This window comes from Pseudoalteromonas arctica A 37-1-2, from assembly GCF_000238395.3.
Taxonomy (GTDB): Bacteria; Pseudomonadota; Gammaproteobacteria; order Enterobacterales; family Alteromonadaceae; genus Pseudoalteromonas; species Pseudoalteromonas arctica.
In genome coordinates this window covers 1,591,691-1,609,040 of record NZ_CP011025.1, presented here as the reverse complement: position 1 = coordinate 1,609,040, position 17,350 = coordinate 1,591,691, and the positions used below count along the sequence as shown (strand labels likewise).

Genomic DNA, 17,350 nt, shown 5'->3' with positions numbered 1-17,350 from the left:
AGGTCTTAAAATATTTTTATATTTAATGTTTGAATTAAACAATTTAACTTTTCGCTATGTCCTACAAACTCTTCTTTGCTTAATCTATTAACACACTTTAGCGCATTTTTAGTCGCAAAGTATCTATCATAACTTAGGCTTCTTTCGCATTTAACACTATACGTTGAGGGCCAAGAACCACCAGCACCCGTTGCTATGCCAACAACGTTACATGTAGCATCTATATACTGCTCCCATGCTTTTATTTGTGCTTTAACTGCATCAACTTGGTAATCATCAGTTAGTTGCGGGTAAATTTCATCCATCATTTCACTGATTTTAGTTTTGTATCTATTGCCCTCTAAATTATAAGTATTGCCGGTGTGCATTGCACCGCCTTCTGGCCAACCATCAGCGCTTTGTGCAAATGCGCCAAATGATGAAATAGCAAAAGCAAACCCAATAATAATTTTATTCATTTTAAATATCTTTAATACCAATCTGCTTATATATGGGGTCTATTTAACGTTAAGAAAATTACGCTAGAACTAGGCAAAAACTTTTGTATCTAGTTGTTCTAAATAAAAAATTTTTAACGACGTTATAGTGCAATTTAATTCGTTAAATTGATCAAAGATTTATGCAGGTTGGTATAATAGTTAGACCAGATACCTGTAAAAAAACGCCTATAAAAAATGCCGCTGAGCTTAGCTGAGCGGCATTTTATTATTCAATAAGCTTTTAAAGAGGTCTATTTAAAAACCAAATATTTTTAAATCAAAAAACTTAGTCGCCACTGTATTTATAAATATCACAGCTAGAATGACAGGAATAAACGTTGAAAGTGAAAAGTTAACGTACTTTTCCATCAAGCTTCCCGCATAATTAGGCGAACCTAAGCTTAGCTCTTGTGTTAAGCGTGCTTTTTTCCAGCGGTACATTACAAACAAACACACCATTAAGCCGTTAAGCGGTAAAATTGTGTCGTAAAATACATCAACAATAATATCAAAAAAGCTCTTATTAACGCCGCCATAACTGGTGAACGAAGTAAGGCTGTCAATCATACCAAACGACATTGTACATAAAATAGTAAGTACACCGGTTGAAAGTGTAAGGATGCCCAATGCTTTTTTACGGCTAATACCTTTACGGTCACTTAGTGTTGCTGTCGGTACTTCTACTATTGAAACAAGTGAAGTAATCGCTGCAAAAAATACTAATAAGAAAAATGAGAACGCAACAATAGATGCACCTACATAACCAATATCATTTTGCAGTGCTAATAATATTTTAGGTAGGTATACAAAAATCATTGATACAGACGAGTCAGAAAGTGCTGATGGGTCTGTGTTTGGATCAAAGCTAAATATAGCGGGCAACACCATTAGGCCCGCTACAAACGCAACGAGTGAGTCTGTAATAGCGACCATTTTAGCGCTACTTACAATGTCATCCTTTTTAGAAATGTACGACGCGTAAGTCATTAATATACCCATACCCAGCGATAGCGAGAAAAACGCTTGGCTTAATGCGCCATTAAGTACACTTGCACTCATCTTAGAAAAATCAGGAATAATGTAGTATTTAACACCGGCCATTGCGTTATCAAGCGTTAATACATAAGTAACTAAGGCAAGTAGCATGAAAAGTAAGGCTGGCATTAAAAATTTAGCGGCTTTTTCTATGCCTTGTTTAACACCCCCTAACAAAATTAAGTTAACAATAATAACCACAACGGCCATATAACCAAACACAGTGTAACTATTAATAAAAACACCAAAGTGGCCAGGATCTGCAAGTAAATCTAAATTACCGAGGCCTGTTTGCGTTAAGTAACCAAAAATCCAAACCGTAATTACCATATAAAACACAGCAATCATAAATGGTGTAAGCACCGCTAAAAAACCTGCTAGCTTCCATTTTTTATCGTTATTAGATAATAGCTTGTACGAACCAAGTGGATCTTTTTGAGCGTTACGACCCATTGCCATTTCAGCCATCATGACTGGTAAACAAATGAACACGACAAATAAGGCGTAAATTAATAAGAATGCGCCACCACCATTTTTGGTAGCAGAAACCGGAAAACCAACTAAATTACCAATACCAACAGCCGAACCTGCCGCTGCCATTATGAATCCGAGACGGGAACTAAATCGTTCTCTATTTTCGCTCATGCATAAAACCTTTTTATTATTTTGTATATTTCAGCGACTCTACCAGTGTTACACAGAGATTTTCAAGCAATTACAGCTTAAAAATAAAATCGAAGTGTAAACCTGTGTAAATACGCTTTTAATTCACCAATTTTCAACGCTGTGGTAGTATTGCGTTAATCAAATTTAACAATTTTTATGAGATTCCTTATGTTGTACATGATTCACTCAACAGACGTTGAAAACAGCTTAGAGCTTAGAAAAGCAGCACGCCCGGCACATTTAGCACGCCTTAGTGAGCTTGATTCACAAAACCGTTTATTAACTGCGGGTCCATTTCCGGCAGTCGATAGTGAAGATCCTCAAGAAGCAGGTTTTACCGGTTCATTAGTTGTTGCTGAGTTTGAGTCAATAGAAGCAGCTCGAGAGTGGGCAGCAGCTGACCCTTACGTTGCCGCTGGCATCTATGAAAATACAATTGTTAAACCTTTCAAAAAAGTGTTCCCTGCTTAAAAGTGTATTAAACCCTAAGAGCGTGTGTTGCACTGTAATTCAGGGTTTGTTCACAAGATTTTAATTAAAATTACTGGGATAAAAGCGAATTTAGCGTTTTTACTTGAATTTTAGTAACTTAGTTAATTAAACTAAGTGGGTCTGGTCTAGGAGTTTTCCATTATGCGCGTATTATTAAGCCTCGGTTTTATTGCTTGTGTTAGCTTAGCTAACTTTGCTCAAGCAGCGACGGCCACCCAAGCATCTCATGCTGAGGTGGACAAAAAGAAAGCCGTAATACTTGCAAAGAAAACAATAGGCGGTAAGACCTTAAAAATTACCGAAAAAACAGATTTTTATACCGTACGAATACTCAAATCTGACGGCCACGTCGTTGATTTACATATAAATAAAAAAACCGGCGAAGTGAAAAAGGATTAACAAATGCGAATTTTAGTTATTGAAGACGATTTACATTTAGCAGATAACCTACGTAATGCTTTAGAAAAAGAACGTTACAGCGTGGATTTATGTCACGATGGTGAAGCAGGTCTTTTCCACATTACAGAATACCCGCTTGATATGGCCGTAGTTGATTTAGGTTTACCTAAAATAGACGGTATTGAGCTAATCAATAAAGCACGAGCACAAGGCATTACTATCCCTATTTTAATCTTAACAGCGCGCGATCGCTGGCAGGATAAAGTAGAAGGTTTGGATGCAGGTGCAGATGACTACCTTACTAAACCATTTCATGTTGAAGAACTTATTGCACGTTGTAATGCATTAATTCGTCGCAGTGCTGGTAAAGCAAATCCAGAAATGACTGCGGGTCCAATTAAAATTCATACACGTTCACAACAAGTATGGGTTGATGATAAAGAACTTAGCCTTACAGCTTACGAATATAAAGTACTTGAATACTTAATGGTAAATCCGCAAAAAGTAATTTCTAAATCAGAACTTACTGAGCATATTTACGACCAAGATTTCGACCTTGATTCAAACGTAATTGAAGTATTTGTACTACGTTTGCGTAAAAAGCTTGACCCTGAAGGCGTACTAAACCCAGTAGAAACACTACGTGGGCGTGGTTACAGGCTTAAAAGCCAGTGGTAATACCGCAAATATCGTTAAAAATAAGGCAAGGATTTATCCTTGTCTTTGTTTTATTAGTCGCACTCCCTATCTTATTTTATTCAATTGGCAAAGCGTATTACGCTTCACTTGTTGATGCGACAGAAAAAACCCTCGAGGCACAGCTCTACTCGCTAATATCTGAAGTCGACTTTACTGAGCATGGTATTATCATGCCCAGCACTATTTTAGCGCCTGAGTTAAACAGATTAAATTCAGACACCTACGCAATGATTTACCGCGATGATGACCCTGTTTGGAACTCAGAATCGGCTGTAAATTTAAACTATGTACCTCAACAAATAGAAACCAAAGCCGGTGCCGCCGACTTCAGGCGTGTGGAGTATAATAATACCGCGTACTGGCAACTTAGCCTGACTGTAATTTTAAACAACATAGATCAATCAGAACAAGCTCGCTTTATATTAGTCAAACGTAACGACGCTCTACTTCGTATAATGGATGGCTTTAAGCAAACCCTTGTAGATTGGATGTTTATCATGGGGATTGCAATTGCAGGCCTAATGGCGATTGGTTTCATTTGGAGCGCTCGCCCACTCCAACGACTCGATAAAGAAATAAAAGCGATTGAATCGGGTGATATTCAAGAAATTAAAGGCCTCTACCCTGTAGAGCTGCAAACAATAAAAGCAGACCTAAACTTGCTACTTGAGTCGCAACAGCGCCAAAAAGAGCGCTACAGAGCCTCATTAAGCGACCTTGCTCATGCTCTTAAAACACCGCTTGCAGTACTTAAATCAAGTCCATTGGCAAACGATGCCGATGCACAAGAACAACTCGACCGAATTAATGTGATGATCGAGCACCAATTAAAGCGTGCTGCAACCGGTGCATCAGACACGTGGAAAAAGCAAACACCTATTAAGCCAGTACTCGATTCAATACTCAGTGCTATGGCAAAAGTATACCGTGATAAAGATATTATTTTTACCTGCACCGTAACCGAAAAAGATTACTTTTTAGGTGACCAAACAGATTTAATGGAATTACTCGGTAACTTGATTGATAACGCCTGTAAAGCGTGTCGCTCGCAAGTAGAAATACAAGTAATCCAAAGTAAAACTCTGTGTATTGGAATTAGCGATGATGGCCCTGGTGTGCCAGAGGATAAACGTGAATCTTTACTTACACGTGGTACTCGCCTCGATACATACGAAAGCGGACACGGCGTAGGCATGGCGATTGTATCTGATTTAGTTAAGTCGTATAACGGGACGCTTACCATTACCGATGCTGATAACTTAGCCGGCGCTCAATTTATCTTAGAGTTTAATTACAATGACAAAAAGTAACTATTTATTAAAACTAACTGCCATTGTGCTATTAACTACAAGCCAGTACAGCTTTGCAGATGAAGCATGTACTTTAGCCGCTAAAGCAACAACCGATGAAGCTAAGCGGTATATTCAATGCCTAGATAGCCAGATTGATAAAGCAAAGCAAGCACAAGGCAGTTGGATACAAAAGCGCAAATATGAGCTAACTAAATCACAAGAAAGCACAGGCAATACGCAAGTATTGCCGTTGTTTATGCGCAGCATTAAAAATAACGAAAAGTACCTTGAGAGTGCCTGCCAATGGCGTTACTTAATAAAACTTCCTAATGCGACAACAGCAGCCATTAGCTATAAACTCTGTGAAATAGAGCTTATAAATCAATTTACAGAATCACTAAAACACCCATTTTAACGTAACTTAAGCACACTAAACTAGTTATACCAACCTGCATAAATCTTTGATCAATTTAACGAATTAAATTGCACTATAACGTCGTTAAAAATTTTTCATTTAGAACAACTAGATACAAAAATTTTTGCCTAGTTCTAGCGTAATTTTCTTAACGTTAAATAGACCTCGTATATAAGCAGATTGGTATTACGTTTCACTACTCGTTCCCTTTAGCCTACTTGACAATTTATTCATATCAAAACAAACTACCTACTAGTAGATTGCTAAATAGCTAATAGGTAAACAAATGACTAAACCAGTAATAATTATAGGTGGCGGACTGGCCGGCTTATACAGTGCGTATAAATTACAACTGCTTAATATTGAGTACTTATTACTGGAAGCTAAATCGCAATTAGGCGGCCGAATTTTTGCTGCGCAATCACCAATAAATAACGATGTTAGTTTTGATTTGGGTCCTACGTGGATATTTCCTCATCAACCAAAAATCCAAGCTTTAGTAAAGTCACTCCACTTAAGTATATTTGAGCAATACAACAAAGGTGATGTGTTATATCAAGCACCTAACGCCAAGGAGCCTCAACAAATTGCAGGTGCTGGAGATATGCAGTTATTTAGGCTTAAACACGGCATGAATACCTTAATAACTGCCTTATACGAGCAACTTAATCCTGATTCAGTGTTATTGGAACACAATGTCACTGAGCTTAAAAAAGGTGATAATAACTGGCAAATTACGGTTAATCACTTAGGTAATATAAAGCACCTTACTACTGAAAAACTAATTTCAGCTATTCCTGCTCGTATGGTTACAACACACTTAACACCTGAACTATGGGCTACTCCAACGCTCATAAACCGCCTTAGTAGTGTACCTACATGGATGGCAGGACAAGCCAAATTTATAGCTACTTTTGAACATGCATTTTGGCGTGATAAAAACTTATCAGGACAATGCTTTAGTCGCGTAGGCCCAATGGTCGAAATTCACGATGCCAGTGCTGAAGATGGCAATTACGCCGCATTATTTGGCTTTATAGGTGTGCCGTACTTATCAAGAAACCAAGTAACTAAAGAGCAATTAATTCAAGCCTGTGCCCAGCAGCTTAGCTATTTTTATGGTAAGGATGCTGAAAAGGCAACGGGATACTTTATTAAAGACTGGGCAGACGATAAGTTTGTAGCGAATAGAGACGATCAAACTCAACCTTCGCAGCACCCAGAATTTGATTTTTCAAGCTTAGATGAGCAATTAAATAACTTGAACATTCATTTTGTAGCGAGTGAGTTTGCAAAACAAGAAGCAGGATATTTAGAAGGCGCAATAAACGCGGTGGATGACGCTATTAAATTGTTTGTTAATTAATAGCCCTGTATTTACTGATAACTTAACCATCAAGGGCTTTAATTTTACAACCCTTGATAGTTATAGATGTTAGTTATTTTTAGCAACGTCTTCGCCACTGCCTAGTAGAGTGGCAACCCACTTACCTTCAGCACTGGCTTCTAAGCCTATTTTTACAATCATAGTTAAGGGCACAGATAAAAGCATACCCACAGTACCTAATAACCAGCCCCAAAATATTAATGATAAAAATACCACTAGCGTTGAAAGACCCAGCCCTTTGCCCAAAAACTTAGGCTCTACAATATTGCCCATCACCGTATTTATTGTTAAATAACCTGCAGCAACCAATCCCGCAATTAACGGACCTTGAGTAATAAGCGCAAGTAATACAGCCGGTACAGCCGCAATAATTGACCCAATATTAGGAATGTAATTGAACATAAATGCCAATACCCCCCACAGCACAAAGTAGTCAACGTCTAAAATCCATAAGTAAAACGCAGCAATAATACCCGTACCTAAACTTACTAGCGTTTTAATTGCCAGATATGAATTAATAGACTCTAAAAAGCGGTCAATTTGCTTCATTTTGCTATCGGGATCTTCAAGTGCCATGTGTATTTTTTTGCTCAGCATTGGCCCTTCAAACAACATAAAAACAACGGTTAAAATAATTAAAAACATGTTTGCCATTACGCCACCTAAACCGGTGAGCATATTAGTGGCTACATCAACCATTTTACCTGGGTCGAACATATTGATTAACTGTTCTTTATTAATCAGTATGTTGTATTGAGATGCTAAATCTACAAGCCATACAAATTCTTCTTTGAGTTGTGTTTTATACTCAGGAAGTTGCTGCGAAAAATCGTTTATTGATTGCCCTACAAGCCCGCCAAGGCTTACACCTAAGCCAACTATGATAAGCACTACCAACATAACAGCAATGCCTTTAGGAATTCGGTAGCGCGCAAAAAACTTGATAAGCGGATTACAAATAATGGCAATAAACGCCGCCAAAATAAACGGAATAATAATTACACTTGCCGCTTTTATCCCCGCGAGTACGACCACTAAGGAAGCAAAAACTATTAAGCTTTTATTTACTCCAGTTAAACTTGCCAAATTATTAATCCTTTTATTAATGATATGGCTTTAGTGTAAGGCAAAAGGTAATTAAATGAAATAATTACGAAGTGATCATAAAAGCCTGTTTTACGTATAAATTTGCAAAGCTGTTTGCTAGCGAGTATGTTTTTTAATCACTTGCTACTATTTTATTGTAAGGATTAATAATGCATATATTTGTTACTGGCGCGACGGGATTAATTGGTAAGCACTTATGCCCTTTTTTACTTCATCATAATACTGTTACTGTGCTTAGCCGAAATCCGACTAAAGCAAACGTATTATTAGGCCATAAAGTTAAAGCCGTAAGCAATGTCAATGCAGTAGATTTTAACACTGTTGATATTGTTATTAATCTAGCTGGCGAACCTATTGTAAATAAACGCTGGAGCGACAAACAAAAGCAAATAATACGCGACAGCCGTATTGGTGTTACACAACAAATTAGTGAAGCTATTAAAGCTTGTAGCACTGCCCCGCATACTTATATATCTGGAAGCGCCGTTGGGTTCTATGGTCGACAAAATAGTAACCCTATTGATGAAACTTTTGAAAACCCACACGACGAATTTAGCCACCAGCTTTGTAAAGACTGGGAAAATGCAGCGCTACTCGCGCAATCAGAACACACCAGAGTGTGCCTTTTGCGCACGGGTATTGTTTTAGCTAAAAAAGGTGGAGCATTAAGTAAAATGCTCCCTGCCTTTAAATTGTGTTTAGGCGGCCCAATTGGTAATGGCGAGCAAGGAATGTCGTGGATACACATCGACGATATGATTCAGCTAATACTCTTTATTATTAAGCATCCAGAAATATCTGGCCCTGTTAACGCAACTGCGCCAAATCCTGTAAGCAATGCTCAATTTGGTAAAAGCTTAGGCGAGGCGTTATCGCGACCTGCATTTATCACTATGCCCACTGCAGTACTTAAACTATTAATGGGTGAAATGTCAGACTTACTAACAACGGGACAATTTGTAGTCCCTAAAAAGGCGCTCGTTCATAATTATCGTTTTCATCATCCTGATATTAAATCAGCTTTAGAGAGTTTGGTTTAGCGGGCGTTAATAATTCTTGAGGTAAAATATAAAAATTGAAAAAGCAATCCTTTTAACTGAATTGACCTTTTCTTATTAATACATAATAATTACAACAGTTAGTTAAATATATATTTCATCATTTTATAATAAAGAGAATAAATCATGTTTCATTTGCCTACTGTGATCTTCTTCTCTTTTATCCTTAACTTATTCATAAGCTTATTTTTTCTATCAATTTATAAATATAAAAAACAAACATCTTTTTTATTATTTGGTTTAGCCTGTGCCACATTCGCATTAGCCGAAATACTAGCATGTTTGCGCTTATTCATAGACTTTCCTTTAATAACCCACTATTTAGCTAGTGTTTCAATGATTACTAGCCCACTTTTAATTATTGTTGGACTATATAAATACAAAAACGTACAAAATATTAGCTTAATGCCTCTTTACTGCATATTTGGTTTTTCTAGCTTATTGTTATTGGCAATTTATCCTCTCGGTGCAGCAAAAATGCTAACGAGTTTAGTAATTGCCGGATTATTTATTTACACAGCGTATTTAATCAAAAGCATGAGCTTTGTTGCTAAAGCCCAGAAAAAGGCGTTAATTACCTGCTTTTTAGTGCACAGTGGAGTTATGTTTTTAAATGCTATATTTCTATCAATACCGGTACTTAGTTCGAGTATTCAAGATGTAGCAACCCCTTTGCAAATTGTGCTTATTAGTCATTTACTATTAGCCACACTGAGTGCTCTTATACTGCCATTTTTGTTATTTTCTAATAGTGAATACACGCTATCGAACCTTGCCAATACCGACTCTCTTACACAGTTATTTAATCGCAGAGGTTTTTTTAACAACGCCAAAGCAGTCCTTAAACAGCCTAATAACAATGATATAAATGTATCTATAATTATTTTAGATATCGACTTTTTTAAGCATGTAAACGATAAGTACGGCCACGACACGGGCGATCAAGCAATTAAATGGATTGCGCAGCACATAAAAGAGCAATTTATTGATGAGGGTATTTGCGCCAGAATAGGCGGTGAAGAATTTGCAATATTACTACCAGACTATTCCCTACGAGCAGCTAAAGAATATGCAGAGCACTTACGTGAAAATATTTCTAAGCATCCGTTTTATTATCAAAACGCGCATATAAAACTATCTGTGAGCGCGGGAGTGAGTCACTCTGTAAATGGTAAAATGAGTGTAAAAGACTTACTGTCATTGGCTGATAAACGCCTTTATCTTGCTAAAGAAACCGGCAGAGATAAAGTAGTTAGCTTTGACGAAAAAAACCTCTTAATGCAGTGCTAATTATTTTACAAGCTATTATAAAAAAGGTTCCTCCTATAAAAACGTGGTAACTCTTTGTATTTATAGCGACTTGCTCCTATTTAGTTATATCAATTAGCTCAAGTATTTATGCAGGTTAGTATTAATCCTCTACATAAAAAAAGCCCTTCATTCGAAGGGCTTTGGTATACACACAATAGAGTTAATAAACTACTTACAAGACAGTGTAGCTTCGCCTGCCTTATTTGGCACAAACTGAATATTAGCCACAGAAATTGACGCTTTACCATTGCTGCGTAAGCTAAATGGGCTTGTTAGGTTTGCAAAATTAACAGCCTTATCAGCAAAACAACCTAAATCGATTGATACTGACTGCCATTTATTCTCAATGGTTTTATCCACTACGTTTGCTAAATCAATGCTTGCACCACATTCACCCGAGCAAGTCATAGCAAGTGCTATATCGCTCGTTAGTGCTTCGTTTAATTTAATATCAAAGCTAATCACACTATCGGCTTCAACGTAAGCAATGGTATCTTCTGCAAAGCTTGTTACTATTTCAGCACTGGCTTTTTCTGCACCGCTAAAGTTAAATTGGCGCGCGTCTTCTTGTACTATTTTGTCCTCAGTTCGGTATTTAATTGCACCAAATTCATGTGTACTACTCGATACATCTAAAAGCTCATCGCCCGATTTTAACAATAAGCGCCATGGCGCTACAGGTGCACCAACAAGTATATCCATACTCGTAAGCCCTGAGTTATCAAGTTTAGAGTCTTCATCAAGGTCGTCAGCTAGCACGTTTTTATCGCCGTACGTTAAACCAAAACCATAAGGAAGTAATGGGTCGTAATTTTCATCGCCTTTATTAACCGCAGTTTGTACCGCTGATTTAGGCCAAGAAAACGATAATTTACCTTTAAAGTTATTTTGAATGGTGCCGTCTGCCGCTTTTAATAAAACATCAGCAATACCTGCGCCTTCTGTACCTGGCAACCATGCAGCTACAAACGCGTCAGATGCGTTAAGTTCACTGTTCACCCACATAGGTCGACCTGATATAAACACCGATACAACAGGAATACCTTGCTCTTTTAGCGAGTTTAAAAGTGCTAATGACTTTTTATTTCCGCGTTCAAACTCAAGGTTATCTTTATCGCCGTGCCCTTCTGCGTAAGGTTCTTCACCAAATACAACAATGGCAACATCAGGACGTTGATCAAACGTACCATCAGCACTTAAAGTAACACTTCCACCTGCTGCAGATATTTGTTCTTCAAGCCCTTTATATATCGAAGTAGCACCAGGAAAATCAGCATTTTTATTATTAGTCCCCTGCCACGTAATACTCCAACCACCCGACTGTTTACCTATATTATCAGCACCATCACCTGCAACAAGTACGCGTTGATTAGCTGCGATAGGTAATAGGTTATTTTTATTTTTGAGTAATACAAGCGATTCGCGCACAGCTTGGCGTGCGACTTCGCGATGCTCTTGCGCGCCAATAAGTTCTGTTTTACCCGAGTAAAGACGCTTAGCCGGACTTGGTTTATCAAATAAACCAGCGCGAAGTTTTACGCGTAATATTCTGCTCACTGCATCATCAATACGCGACATACTAATTTCGCCTGACTTAACTTGCGCAATTGTATTGTTATAAAGTGGCTTCCAGGCACCTGTTGGCACCATAAATATATCGAGGCCTGCATTAACGGCTTGTGCACAGCTTTCGTTAGTACAGCCTTTAATTTGCCCATGACCATTCCAATCACCCACTACAAAGCCATCAAAACCCATACGTGTTTTTAATACATCTGTAAGTAAGTATTTATTGCCGTGATTTTTAACGCCATTCCAGCTATTAAAAGACGCCATAACCGATTGGCTACCCGCAGACAAACCACCTACATAACCTTGGGCATGAATATCAAATAGCGACTGTTCGCTATCTATATTATTTCCCTGATCATCCCCATCAACGGTGCCGCCATCGCCAATAAAGTGCTTAACCGTGCTAATAACACGCTTATCACTTAAAAAGTCGCCATCGGCTTTACCTTGCAATCCATTTACAATCGCTGCTGAGTAATCGTGAACAATCTTTGGATCTTCAGAGTAGCCTTCGTACGTTCTGCCCCATCGATCGTCGCGCACTACGGCAACTGTGGGTGCAAATACCCAATCAATACCCGTAGCCATTACCTCTACTGCAGTAATCGATGCTATTTGCTCGATTAAATCAGGATTATTCGCCGCGCCTAAACCAATGTTATGTGGAAAAAGCGTCGCGCCAATTACGTTATTATGACCATGTACTGCATCGGTGCCCCACATAGTTGGGATACTACTGCCATCAAGTGAGTCATCAACAGAAGCTTGATAAAAGCTCTCTGCTAAGGCCACCCAGTCCATTGGTGTTGCATGTTTGTCGCCATTAGGGAATGCACCACCGCCATTAAGGTATGAACCGAAGCCATATTTACGCATGTCTTCAACGGTAATATCACGAATTTCTGGCTGAATCATTTGAGCAACCTTTTGCTCAAGTGTCATGGCTTTTAAATAGTTAACTATTTTAGCTTCAATATCGGCGTCTTTTTTAACAGCAATATTAAGTTTTGGCCAAATTTGCGCTGTTTTAGATAACGTTTCATTACTTTCAACCGATGTTACTGCGTCGTTTGAACAAGCCGATAAAGTACCTACTGATGCAATTAATGTTGCTAAGGCTATTTTATTAAGTGTAAAAGGGGTTTTCATTATAGAGTCTCCTGCGCTTGAACTGGTTTACTACCGCTTAAACCATAGAACACGATAAATATGTAACATAAAATAGGTAAAACATACGAAAGTTGAACACCCACACTATCAGCAAGTGCACCTTGTAAAAGTGGCACTATTGCACCACCCACAATCGCCAAACACAAAATACCAGAGCCTTGAGCTGTATGCTTACCAAGCCCATTTAACGCTAAACTAAAAATAGTGGGGAACATAATAGAATTGAATAAACCAACCAATAGTATTGACCACATTGCTAATTGACCCGACGTGCTCATGGCAATAACGACTAAAATAATAGCCATGGTTGCATTGAAGCCAAGTACTTTCCCAGCGGGTAATTTTTGCATTACAGCAGCACCAATAAAACGCCCAACCATAGCACCACCAAAATAATAAGTGATGTAATGAGCTGCAGCATGCTCTTTTAGTCCTGCAATATGTTCTTGCGCTAAAAAGCTTACTAAAAAGCTACCAATTGCCACTTCTGCGCCAACATACATAAATATACCCACAGCACCTAATGTTAGGTGACGGTATTGCCATGCACTGCCTTCAATTTTTTCTGAGTTTTTAGCCGCTTCTTTTTGCTCGCTCATAATGTCTGGTAATTTAAGCCAAGCAAAAATACCGGCTAGTAAAATAAGCATTGCAGCTAAAAGGAGGTAAGGAAGTTGTACTGATTCTGCATTTTGTGCCGGTGTTAAAAAGGCATCTGACGCTGAGTCCAGAATTAACAGAGCACCAAATGATGGTGCAACCGTAGTACCTAACGCGTTAAAAGCTTGAGTAAGCGTTAAACGAGACGACGCTGTTTTTGCTGAACCCAACAAACTTACATAAGGATTTGCAGATACTTGTAATAACGTTATGCCACTGGCAAGTACAAATAAAGCGAATAAAAATACAGGATAACTATGTAAAGACGCTGCTGGGTAAAATAAGACACACCCTACTGCCGCAATTAAAAGCCCAACCACGATTCCTTTTTTATAACCAAGCTTTTTAACTATGTGTCCACTAGGGAGTGACATTAAAAAGTAAGCGCCAAAAAAGCAAAACTGCACAAGCATTGCTTGTACATACGTTAAATCGAAAACCGCTTTTAAATGCGGAATCAAAATATCATTTAAGCAAGTAATAAAACCCCACATAAAAAACAGTGAAGTTAAAGATGTAAGTGCAAAACCATAGTTTTTATCTTGGTGGTTTTGCGACTGTGTGTGTGATGTCAGTGGTGCTGAACTAGCCATGTGCTCTCCGCAATTTATTATTATAAATTGACCTTCAGTAAGTAATTAATACAACCCCCGCTAAGGCGCAGTATTTAAGAGTTGACCTGAAGATTAATTAACATTAATCTAAAAATGTAAGCGCTTTCACGGCTAATTAAATACGAACATGTTACATATTTCAACAACTTTTATTTTTAATAATGTTTTGTACCCGCTGAAAGTCAGTAAAAATAAGCGCTAAGCGTGCAATTAAGTTCTCAAAAAGGTTTGTAACCAATGACAAAAATATCATTACCATTTAATTCACCTCTATTAACAAAAGACTTTGTTTATGGTGTAGCTACAGCATCATTTCAGATAGAGGGCGGATATGAGCATCGCTTACCGTGTATTTGGGATACCTTTTGTAGTACTGCAGGTAAAATTGCTGACAATTCACATGGTCATATTGCCTGCGATCATTACAATAATTGGCAACAAGACATAGATTTAATAGAGTCTCTAGGTGTTGATGCTTACAGGCTTTCTATTTCATGGCCTCGCGTGATGACTCAAGACGGAAAGTTAAATCCTGTAGGCGTTAAGTTTTATACTGATATTTTAGATGAGCTAAAACAAAAAAATATAAAAGCCTTTGTTACTTTGTACCACTGGGATTTACCGCAACACCTTGAAGATGAAGGCGGCTGGCTCAACAGAAAAACTGCTTACGCATTTGAGCAATACGTAGAACTAATTACTAACGCATTTGGAACTCGAGTGTATTCGTACGCTACATTAAACGAACCCTTTTGCAGCGCGTTTTTGGGTTACGAAATTGGCATACATGCCCCAGGCCTAGTCGGCAAGCAGTATGGTAAAAAAGCAGCTCATCACTTATTACTCGCTCATGGTCTGGCCATGAACGTGCTAAATAAAACATCGCCTAATACTCAAAACGGCATTGTGCTTAACTTTACACCCGCATATCCACTTACCGATAATCAACAAGACATAGACAGTGCCAAATACGCTGATGACTACTTAAATCAGTGGTACATGAAACCAATAATGGATGGTAAGTACCCCGATATAATTAACCAATTACCAAGCGATCATTTACCAGACATACACCCTGGTGATATGGAACTAATTTCTCAGCCAATTGATTACTTAGGCATTAACTTTTATACCCGCCAAGTTTATAAGGCGCATCCTACTGACATTTATGAACCCATTGCACCAACGGGTCCGTTGACTGATATGGGATGGGAAATTTATCCGCAATCGTTCACCGACTTGCTCGTATCGCTAAATAAAACATACACCCTACCGCCTATTTATATAACAGAAAATGGCGCAGCCATGCCCGATACATATAATAATGGTGAAGTTAACGACTTAGATCGTTTAAATTACTATAATGATCACTTAAATGCGGTTCATAATGCGATTGAACAAGGTGTTGTTATAGATGGCTACTTTGCTTGGAGCTTAATGGATAACTTTGAGTGGGCAGAAGGTTATTTAAAACGTTTTGGTATTGTGTATGTAGATTATAAGACGCAGCAACGCACCATTAAAAATAGTGGCTTAGCTTATAAAGAACTCATCTCTAAAAGATAAGAGTATACCCACAACTAAAAACAAGTATAAAGCGGGATAAACAATCATGGTCAGTGTAAAAGAAAAAATAGCGTATGGCTTAGGCGACACCGCCAGTAATATTATTTTTCAAACAGTTATGATGTTTTTAATGCTGTACTACACAGACGTAGTGGGTTTATCGCCTGCTGTTGTAGGTACTATGTTTTTAGCAGTGCGTATTTTTGATGCCGTAACCGACCCGTTAATGGGTAACCTTGCTGATAAAACACATACGCGCTGGGGGCACTTTCGCCCCTACTTACTTTGGCTTGCCCTCCCTTTTGCCATTATTAGTATTTTAGCGTTCACTACGCCCGATTTAGAAGGCACCGATAAAATAATTTATGCCTTTACTACCTACACTTTACTTATGGTTGTCTACACCGCTATCAATATTCCTTATTGTGCATTGGGCGGCGTACTTACAAGCGACGCAAAAGAGCGCGTGACTATTCAGTCTTACCGGTTTGTATTTGGTATGTTAGGCGGCGTTATAGTAGCGGGTTGTACTATGCCAATGGTTGAGTATTTTGGCCAAGGCGATGCAGCAAAGGGCTATCAATACACAATGACTGCAATGAGCATTTTAGGCTTTGTACTGTTTTTACTTTGTTTTTTAGGCACAAAAGAGCGTATACAACAGCCTAAAGAGCAAAACATTCCTTTTGCCCAAAGTGTTAAAGCATTAATTAAAAACGATCAATGGCGAACACTTTGCTTAGCTGCATTCTTTTTACTTACCGGGCAAGTATTGAGGCTTACGCTTGCTGTTTACTACGTAAAATACTATTTAGGTCGAGACGATTTAATCACTTTATTTATGACGCTAGGTGTTGCAGCCAGCATGGTAGGTTGTGCTTTAGCTCAACCACTTGCAAAGCGCTTTTGTAAAATAAAGGCCTATATAAGCTTACAAGTTATTGCCGCCGCTATTTGTGGTTTTAGTTACTTTATTAGTAAAGATCAATTAGTACTCGCATTTACTGCCTTTATTTTATGGAAATTCTTTTTAGATATGGCAACCCCATTGTTGTGGGCAAAAATGGCCGACACCATAGATTATGGGCATGAAAAAACAGGTGTACGCATTACGGGTTTGGTTTATTCAGGCGTTATATTTTTTATTAAGATGGGCGTGGCTGTAGGCGGCGCAATTGCAGGCTGGTTGTTATCTTTTTACAGTTATCAGGCCGATGCAGTACAAACTCTTGATACCCAACACGGTATTTTACTGTCATTCACTGTACTACCTGCTTTTGGCTCATTATTTGTTGCCTACATAATGAAAAAATATACACTGACTAATCAGGTTGTTGAAAATATTCAATCTAAACTAACAGCTAGTTAAGATATATACTCTAAGGTATTATTTAGCCGAAGTAGTTAAGGATAAGCGAGTGAACAAAT

15 protein-coding genes are annotated in these 17,350 nt (G+C 38.2%); 10 read left to right on the top strand and 5 right to left on the bottom strand.

The genetic code is table 11. The features are described 5' to 3' along the window. Positions 1-5: 5 nt before the first annotated feature. Entirely contained in the window at positions 6-458 is a 453-nt protein-coding gene (locus PARC_RS07250) for a lysozyme inhibitor LprI family protein (protein ID WP_010552538.1), read from the bottom strand. Between the two features lie 276 nt (positions 459-734). Then, positions 735-2,159 (bottom strand): sodium-dependent transporter, encoded by a 1,425-nt coding sequence (locus PARC_RS07245; RefSeq protein ID WP_010552537.1) that lies wholly within the window; start codon positions 2,157-2,159, stop codon positions 735-737. Between the two features lie 189 nt (positions 2,160-2,348). On the opposite strand from PARC_RS07245, the gene PARC_RS07240 reads away from it, so the two are divergent. The 6 genes from PARC_RS07240 to PARC_RS07215 all read left to right on the top strand — a co-directional run bounded on the left by PARC_RS07240 (position 2,349) and on the right by PARC_RS07215 (position 6,843). Continuing rightward, positions 2,349-2,651, top strand: coding sequence for a YciI family protein (locus PARC_RS07240; protein ID WP_010552536.1), 303 nt, complete (start codon positions 2,349-2,351; stop codon positions 2,649-2,651). A 162-nt stretch (positions 2,652-2,813) separates the two neighbouring features. After that, complete coding sequence (locus PARC_RS07235; RefSeq protein WP_002959808.1) at positions 2,814-3,071, top strand: PepSY domain-containing protein; 258 nt, start codon at positions 2,814-2,816, stop codon at positions 3,069-3,071. Positions 3,072-3,074: 3 nt separating this feature from the next. Next, positions 3,075-3,749 carry a response regulator transcription factor gene (locus PARC_RS07230; RefSeq protein ID WP_007375447.1) on the top strand — a complete coding sequence of 225 codons (675 nt, stop codon included), beginning with the start codon at positions 3,075-3,077 and terminating at the stop codon, positions 3,747-3,749. Beyond that, positions 3,743-5,080 (top strand): ATP-binding protein, encoded by a 1,338-nt coding sequence (locus PARC_RS07225; RefSeq protein WP_010552535.1) that lies wholly within the window; start codon positions 3,743-3,745, stop codon positions 5,078-5,080. Before PARC_RS07230 ends, PARC_RS07225 begins: the two co-directional genes overlap by 7 nt. Next, positions 5,067-5,477 (top strand): hypothetical protein, encoded by a 411-nt coding sequence (locus PARC_RS07220; protein WP_007585278.1) that lies wholly within the window; start codon positions 5,067-5,069, stop codon positions 5,475-5,477. The genes PARC_RS07225 and PARC_RS07220 overlap by 14 nt, the downstream gene beginning before the upstream one ends. Before the next feature lie 286 nt (positions 5,478-5,763). Further along, a complete protein-coding gene (locus PARC_RS07215) occupies positions 5,764-6,843 on the top strand; it encodes a flavin monoamine oxidase family protein (protein ID WP_010552534.1) in 1,080 nt (359 codons plus the stop codon). Positions 6,844-6,912: 69 nt separating this feature from the next. Here the strand turns inward: PARC_RS07215 and PARC_RS07210 are convergent, their stop codons facing one another. After that, entirely contained in the window at positions 6,913-7,950 is a 1,038-nt protein-coding gene (locus PARC_RS07210) for an AI-2E family transporter (protein ID WP_007585280.1), read from the bottom strand. 170 nt (positions 7,951-8,120) lie between these two features. Here PARC_RS07210 and PARC_RS07205 point away from each other — a divergent pair, with 170 nt between their 5' ends. Then, positions 8,121-9,011 (top strand): TIGR01777 family oxidoreductase, encoded by an 891-nt coding sequence (locus PARC_RS07205; RefSeq protein WP_010552533.1) that lies wholly within the window; start codon positions 8,121-8,123, stop codon positions 9,009-9,011. A gap of 354 nt (positions 9,012-9,365) precedes the next feature. Then, a complete protein-coding gene (locus tag PARC_RS07200; protein WP_010552532.1) occupies positions 9,366-10,319 on the top strand; it encodes a GGDEF domain-containing protein in 954 nt (317 codons plus the stop codon). A gap of 189 nt (positions 10,320-10,508) precedes the next feature. Here the strand turns inward: PARC_RS07200 and PARC_RS07195 are convergent, their stop codons facing one another. Further along, the gene (locus tag PARC_RS07195; protein WP_010552531.1) at positions 10,509-13,061 is read right to left on the bottom strand and encodes a glycoside hydrolase family 3 protein; all 2,553 of its coding nucleotides are present in this window, start codon (positions 13,059-13,061) and stop codon (positions 10,509-10,511) included. Then, entirely contained in the window at positions 13,061-14,335 is a 1,275-nt protein-coding gene (locus PARC_RS07190; RefSeq protein WP_010552530.1) for a sugar MFS transporter, read from the bottom strand. The genes PARC_RS07195 and PARC_RS07190 overlap by 1 nt, the downstream gene beginning before the upstream one ends. A 258-nt stretch (positions 14,336-14,593) precedes the next feature. Here PARC_RS07190 and PARC_RS07185 point away from each other — a divergent pair, with 258 nt between their 5' ends. Beyond that, positions 14,594-15,922, top strand: a complete 1,329-nt coding sequence (locus PARC_RS07185) for a GH1 family beta-glucosidase (RefSeq protein WP_007585304.1) — start codon at positions 14,594-14,596, stop codon at positions 15,920-15,922. A 46-nt stretch (positions 15,923-15,968) separates the two neighbouring features. Beyond that, positions 15,969-17,291: a glycoside-pentoside-hexuronide (GPH):cation symporter gene (locus PARC_RS07180; RefSeq protein ID WP_010552529.1), complete on the top strand. Its 1,323-nt coding sequence runs from the start codon at positions 15,969-15,971 to the stop codon at positions 17,289-17,291. The last annotated feature ends 59 nt before the right edge of the window (positions 17,292-17,350 follow it).

Coding starts and splice junctions, on each gene's coding strand:
- PARC_RS07250 (WP_010552538.1), bottom strand. CDS start 458: ATGAATAAAATTATTATTGGGTTTGCTTTTGCTATTTCATCATTTGGC.
- PARC_RS07245 (WP_010552537.1), bottom strand. CDS start 2,159: ATGAGCGAAAATAGAGAACGATTTAGTTCCCGTCTCGGATTCATAATG.
- PARC_RS07240 (WP_010552536.1), top strand. CDS start 2,349: ATGTTGTACATGATTCACTCAACAGACGTTGAAAACAGCTTAGAGCTT.
- PARC_RS07235 (WP_002959808.1), top strand. CDS start 2,814: ATGCGCGTATTATTAAGCCTCGGTTTTATTGCTTGTGTTAGCTTAGCT.
- PARC_RS07230 (WP_007375447.1), top strand. CDS start 3,075: ATGCGAATTTTAGTTATTGAAGACGATTTACATTTAGCAGATAACCTA.
- PARC_RS07220 (WP_007585278.1), top strand. CDS start 5,067: ATGACAAAAAGTAACTATTTATTAAAACTAACTGCCATTGTGCTATTA.
- PARC_RS07215 (WP_010552534.1), top strand. CDS start 5,764: ATGACTAAACCAGTAATAATTATAGGTGGCGGACTGGCCGGCTTATAC.
- PARC_RS07205 (WP_010552533.1), top strand. CDS start 8,121: ATGCATATATTTGTTACTGGCGCGACGGGATTAATTGGTAAGCACTTA.
- PARC_RS07200 (WP_010552532.1), top strand. CDS start 9,366: ATGATTACTAGCCCACTTTTAATTATTGTTGGACTATATAAATACAAA.
- PARC_RS07195 (WP_010552531.1), bottom strand. CDS start 13,061: ATGAAAACCCCTTTTACACTTAATAAAATAGCCTTAGCAACATTAATT.
- PARC_RS07190 (WP_010552530.1), bottom strand. CDS start 14,335: ATGGCTAGTTCAGCACCACTGACATCACACACACAGTCGCAAAACCAC.
- PARC_RS07185 (WP_007585304.1), top strand. CDS start 14,594: ATGACAAAAATATCATTACCATTTAATTCACCTCTATTAACAAAAGAC.
- PARC_RS07180 (WP_010552529.1), top strand. CDS start 15,969: ATGGTCAGTGTAAAAGAAAAAATAGCGTATGGCTTAGGCGACACCGCC.